6 protein-coding genes are annotated in these 4,804 nt (G+C 38.4%); 1 reads left to right on the forward strand and 5 read right to left on the reverse strand.

Annotation, left to right across the window (positions count from 1 at the left end; all coding sequences use genetic code 11):
- Positions 1-228 precede the first annotated feature (228 nt).
- The 3 genes from IQ228_RS21375 to hemB form a co-directional block, all read right to left on the reverse strand.
- Complete coding sequence (locus IQ228_RS21375) at positions 229-1,689, reverse strand: S-layer homology domain-containing protein (protein ID WP_193964363.1); 1,461 nt, start codon at positions 1,687-1,689, stop codon at positions 229-231.
- Between the two features lie 213 nt (positions 1,690-1,902).
- Positions 1,903-2,325 carry a type II toxin-antitoxin system HigA family antitoxin gene (locus IQ228_RS21380; RefSeq protein WP_027402991.1) on the reverse strand — a complete coding sequence of 141 codons (423 nt, stop codon included), beginning with the start codon at positions 2,323-2,325 and terminating at the stop codon, positions 1,903-1,905.
- A gap of 229 nt (positions 2,326-2,554) precedes the next feature.
- Positions 2,555-3,532: a porphobilinogen synthase gene (hemB, locus tag IQ228_RS21385; protein WP_015078649.1), complete on the reverse strand. Its 978-nt coding sequence runs from the start codon at positions 3,530-3,532 to the stop codon at positions 2,555-2,557.
- A 190-nt stretch (positions 3,533-3,722) separates the two neighbouring features.
- Here hemB and IQ228_RS21390 point away from each other — a divergent pair, with 190 nt between their 5' ends.
- On the forward strand, positions 3,723-3,914 hold the full coding sequence (locus IQ228_RS21390) for a hypothetical protein (RefSeq protein ID WP_027402990.1): 192 nt from the start codon (positions 3,723-3,725) through the stop codon (positions 3,912-3,914).
- Between the two features lie 25 nt (positions 3,915-3,939).
- On the opposite strand, the gene IQ228_RS21395 is transcribed toward IQ228_RS21390, so the two are convergent.
- Together IQ228_RS21395 and IQ228_RS21400 are read right to left on the reverse strand one after the other, a co-directional pair.
- Positions 3,940-4,299, reverse strand: a complete 360-nt coding sequence (locus IQ228_RS21395) for a DUF4870 domain-containing protein (RefSeq protein WP_027402989.1) — start codon at positions 4,297-4,299, stop codon at positions 3,940-3,942.
- Positions 4,300-4,334: 35 nt separating this feature from the next.
- Positions 4,335-4,760, reverse strand: coding sequence for a Fur family transcriptional regulator (locus IQ228_RS21400; protein ID WP_027402988.1), 426 nt, complete (start codon positions 4,758-4,760; stop codon positions 4,335-4,337).
- Positions 4,761-4,804: the final 44 nt, after the last annotated feature.

A 4,804-nucleotide genomic window follows, 5' to 3' on the forward strand; every position in this document is an offset into this window, starting at 1 on the left:
GTTCGAGTTCTGTCATGGAGATTGTTGTGGTGATCCTTGCTACAAAGCGGTCTTTTCTGACCCAGGTTGGGACGGTCTACCACTTCTTCTAACATACCTCTAAGATACAAGGTTGGGTTGTTCGCGTTAGCGTTGCGGAGCAATTAGCATGAAACCCAACGCATTTGTTGGGTTGCGCTGTCGCTTAACCCAACCTACAGAAAATTGACAAGATATTGTTTGTCCAATTTATTTTGCAGGTAAATCTGCCACTTCTCCAGCGCTCACCATTGCCCGATACAGTAAAGCACAAACATCTGCTCTAGTGGCAACTTTTTTAAAATTTAGCAATTTCTTATTGGGATAATTAGTAATTACATTATTTTCTGTTAAAGCAGCGATAAAATTCCGATGTTCATTTCTAATACTAGAAGCATCACTATAAACGGCAAGGATATTTGCTGTTGAACCTGTAAATTTATAATTCAATCCTTTGGCCAAAGTTATTAAAACATCTAGGCGATTCAGCTTTTGTGTGGGGTTAAAGTTTTTGCTGTTGAGAATAGTAAAAAAGCCCATTTCGTAAGTTTCTCGAATGGCATTATAAGCCCAATATCGCTTAGGAACATCTTTAAAATTAATTGCTTCTCGAACTTTAGTTTTAATAAAAACTTTTTGTAATAATGCTGCTAATTCGGCACGAGTTACTGGTGCATTGGGACGGAAAGTGCCATCGGGAAATCCACCAATTACTTCCATTGCTGCCAATTCAGAAATATATTCCCTAGCCCAATAGTTTTTGGAAATATCAGAAAATGAGACTTGAATACCCTTACCTACACCTATTGTCCGATATTCACTTAATAATTTGCCCAGTTCAAAACTGGAGTTGTCCTGAATTGGAGTCAACTTTACTAAACTACCAGGATTAGCAGTTAAGGCTTTTGCTAAGTTAGAATCAAAGGCATTGACAGATTTACCTGCTACAGCAAAATCACCTTCGCTAAAAGAGGTAGGATAAGCGCCAGTGGTGGCAACTTTGGCAAATCCTGCGGCTTGATATTGGACAATATTAATCTTTTCTGAACTATTCAAGAAAGTAACTTTTTGGTTATTAACTTCCGTGAAATAATCGTAGGCATTGGTATTATCAACAATGCTATCATTATTGGCATCAAAACCATAAAAGGTGCGGACTACTTTGTTTTCTGTGGGATTAGCAGATAAAATCAAGTTAACCGCCGTATTTTCCGGCAAACAAACAAATTCACTGTAACCAATAAAGCGATTACTGGTATCATATAAGCGGATGACGATGCGATCGCCTAATTTAAACCCTTTAACAAACTTAGCCTTTTGCTTAATCTTATATTTATAATCACCTAAAAACCTTTCTTGCCGATATTTATTACCATATTTACTCTTAATAGAAATCCGGGCAATTACTTCTTTGATTGTTCCCCCAGGTTGCCATATATAAAGCGTGAATGCTGATTTCTTCTCTGGTGAAAAACTCGTGTTAACGGGAGTATCAATTGCTTCGCCGTCAGATTGACCTACTAAAAGTTGTATTTGTGGAGAATTACCTAATTTTGATGCAACTGGGGAAGAAAGTCTTGATACTGCTAATGCAGAAAATATTGGCGATAATGCGACAACAGAAACGGTTGCGACAACCAGCTTACTCCAACTTAAATTAATGGGATTCATAGTATTTATCTCACACCTGGCCAATGGACTTAATGTTCTCTAGAGCAAAAATTTTTGATGCTAGTGAACCGTACTGGTAACACAGGGCATTTTATATTACTTTTGTCAAAGAAGCAAAAAGGAGACAATTACCCATTACCAGTCTCAATGTGAACAAGCTGTTACACACGGCAGAATTTACAAAATAAATGTAATTATTAACACAGTTTAATTTTATAGATTTTGCGTAGGTAACGGTAGAAAAACAGCAGGTGAGAGATGGAAAAACTCTGCTAACTCTTGGATGTGACTGACAGTGAGTTGGCTTTTTTCTGTTAGGATATCTAACACCATAGATTCTGTCTTAAATACAGGAATCAAATCTTTTTGATGAAAGCCATATTCTTCCATAAGAGCTTTGAGCAATTCTATTCCATAAATATCAGGAACTGGTTCTTTTGTTTGCTCGTATTCGTACACTAAAGTACCAAGTAAATCAAGATAGTCTTGCTCATCTGGTGTTAATGGAGTACGGTCTAACAGAGAATCAATTACATTTTGAGTAGCAAGCAGTTCCTCATCAGATTTGATAGGTCTAGGAGGGAAAGTTTGTAATAATTTAATGTAGCTTGGCGCTTTATCTGAGGTCTTAATCATAATTTTTACCTTAACACCCGTTACGGTCGGTGATGCTTTTATTAATAGCATGGCCACGCAAGCTATCAAAATCTTAAACTTTGCGTCTTTGCGTCTTTGCGCCTTTGCGCGAAATATAATTCGTACCGTAGTAATATCACATCCAAAATACCAAAAATCTCACGCCCAAACACGAAGCCACTCAAAATCATCTTTGCGTCTTTGCGCCTTTGCGTGAGAAATTATCTGACTATAACCACCGAGCCGCATCCTTAGCGTGGTAAGTCAAAATCAAATCAGCACCAGCCCGTTTAAAGCCAGTCAAGGTTTCCATAACCACACGCTGCTCATCAATCCAGCCATTTAAAGCCGCAGCCTTCACCATTGCATACTCACCAGAGACATTGTAAGCTGCCACAGGTAAATTTGTAGCTTCCTTAACGCGCCAGATAATATCCATATATGCCAAAGCTGGTTTTACCATCAGCATATCAGCACCTTCAGCAATATCCAACTCAATTTCTTTCAGGGCTTCGCGGGCGTTACCGGGGTCCATTTGGTAAGTGCGTCTATCGCCAAATTGTGGTGTTGAGTCCGCTGCATCTCTAAATGGTCCATAATAAGCCGAAGCATATTTAGCAGCATAAGACATAATGGGGATATCTTCAAATCCCGCCTCATCCAAACCTGCGCGAATTGCTTGCACAAAACCATCCATCATCCCCGAAGGTGCGATAATATCTGCACCTGCTTGAGCTTGAGAAACTGCGGTTTTCTTTAATAATTCTAAAGTTGGGTCATTTAATACTCTACCTGTTAAATCACCAACTTGTAAATAACCACAATGACCATGACTTGTATACTCACATAGACAAGTATCAGCCATGACAATTAAATCAGGAACGGCATTTTTAACTGCGGTTGCTGCTTTTTGAACAATACCACAATCATGCCACGCGCCGGTAGCATCTATATCTTTATCTGCCGGAATTCCAAATAAGATAATTGCCGGAATTCCTAAGTCATAAACCTCTTTAGCTTCTTCAACAATCTTATCTACTGAAAGTTGATAAACACCGGGCATAGATTTGACTTCCTTGGCAATACCTTCTCCAGGTACTGCAAATAATGGATAAATCAAATCGTTAGTAGTTAAAACGGTTTCACGTACCATACGGCGTAATTGGGTATGGCTACGCAGACGACGAGGGCGATGTATAGGAAACATAAATTTTTATCACTGATTTGACGGATTTAATGATTTCACGGAATGAAGGATTGTATTCGTAAATAAAAAGGAGTTTAAATTCCTTTCTAAACGCGAATAGTGTGCCGTAGTCCAAATTGTTTTTTCACTGAATGTAACAAAAAACAATAAGATGGACACAGAATAAAGCGTCACAAAAGCAAGTTTATAGATGGCTCTATTCAGACAAACTACAAGCAGTGCTTTAACTGTCTTTTGCCCTGCTGTTGATGAAGCTGTGGGGCAATTTTATATTTTACAACTTGATAGACATTTGCTTATAACAAATTTGCAAAAAACAATCTTAAAAGATTATGCAATTAATTTTGGTAAATTGTTTAATCAAAAATCCATGATTAATTAAACTACCATATTTTCCCTGATTTGATCTAAAGAACTCGAAAAATAAACGGATAACGGCAAGGTTGATTAGGATTGCTAAAAACACCAGTTAGTGCCCAAATTGTCAATCCCCAGTGGAGGATATAACCTAAACCTGCGAGTGGAAACAAGATGAATAATGGTACAATCAACCAACCAATCAGAAAAAACAATGCCCCCAGAATTGTTCCATATAACCAAACGTTAAAATGGAAATTGATAGATTCTTTGGCGTTGTCTTTGACGACAGGATCATCTGATACAAATAGTATGGCTATAGGTAATCCAATGGAGACAATTGTGGTACTAAAAAAAATTGCTCCATGACACAATGCTGATAATAATTTACGTTTATCGCTGTCGTACATTGTTTGCTCCTATTCAATTCTAGTTAATTATTATATCAAACATGAGTGCCGCAAGCATCGCACATTCCCTCAACTGTCACTTCATACCGTTCTACTTTTAACCCCTGTCGCAGTTGACTGACATCAATATTCGGGAAAGTATTCCAGTTGATATCTTCAATTGCGCCACAGCAGTTACAGCGGAAATGATGGTGAGGGGCAACGTTAGCATCATAACGAGATACACCTTCCTCTAATAGCACTTCTCGCACCAAACCCGCCTCTCGCAGTGCCTGGAGTGCCGCATATACGGTAGCTTGAGAGGAAGTAGGTGCTTCTTGATTCAAGTCCCTCAGAATTTGATCAACTGTCGGGTGATCTTCTCTGGCTAATAGGTTGGCATAAACGCCAAATCTTTGGGGGGTGACTCGCAACCCTCTATTTTTCAGGGTTTTGATAATATCATTGGCTTTTGGCTGCATAGGATTTACTTAATTATATAAAGATATAAGCCCCTATTATAACT

The sequence above is a fragment of the Dolichospermum sp. LEGE 00246 genome, from assembly GCF_015207865.1.
In the GTDB taxonomy this organism is placed as follows: domain Bacteria; phylum Cyanobacteriota; class Cyanobacteriia; order Cyanobacteriales; family Nostocaceae; genus Dolichospermum; species Dolichospermum heterosporum.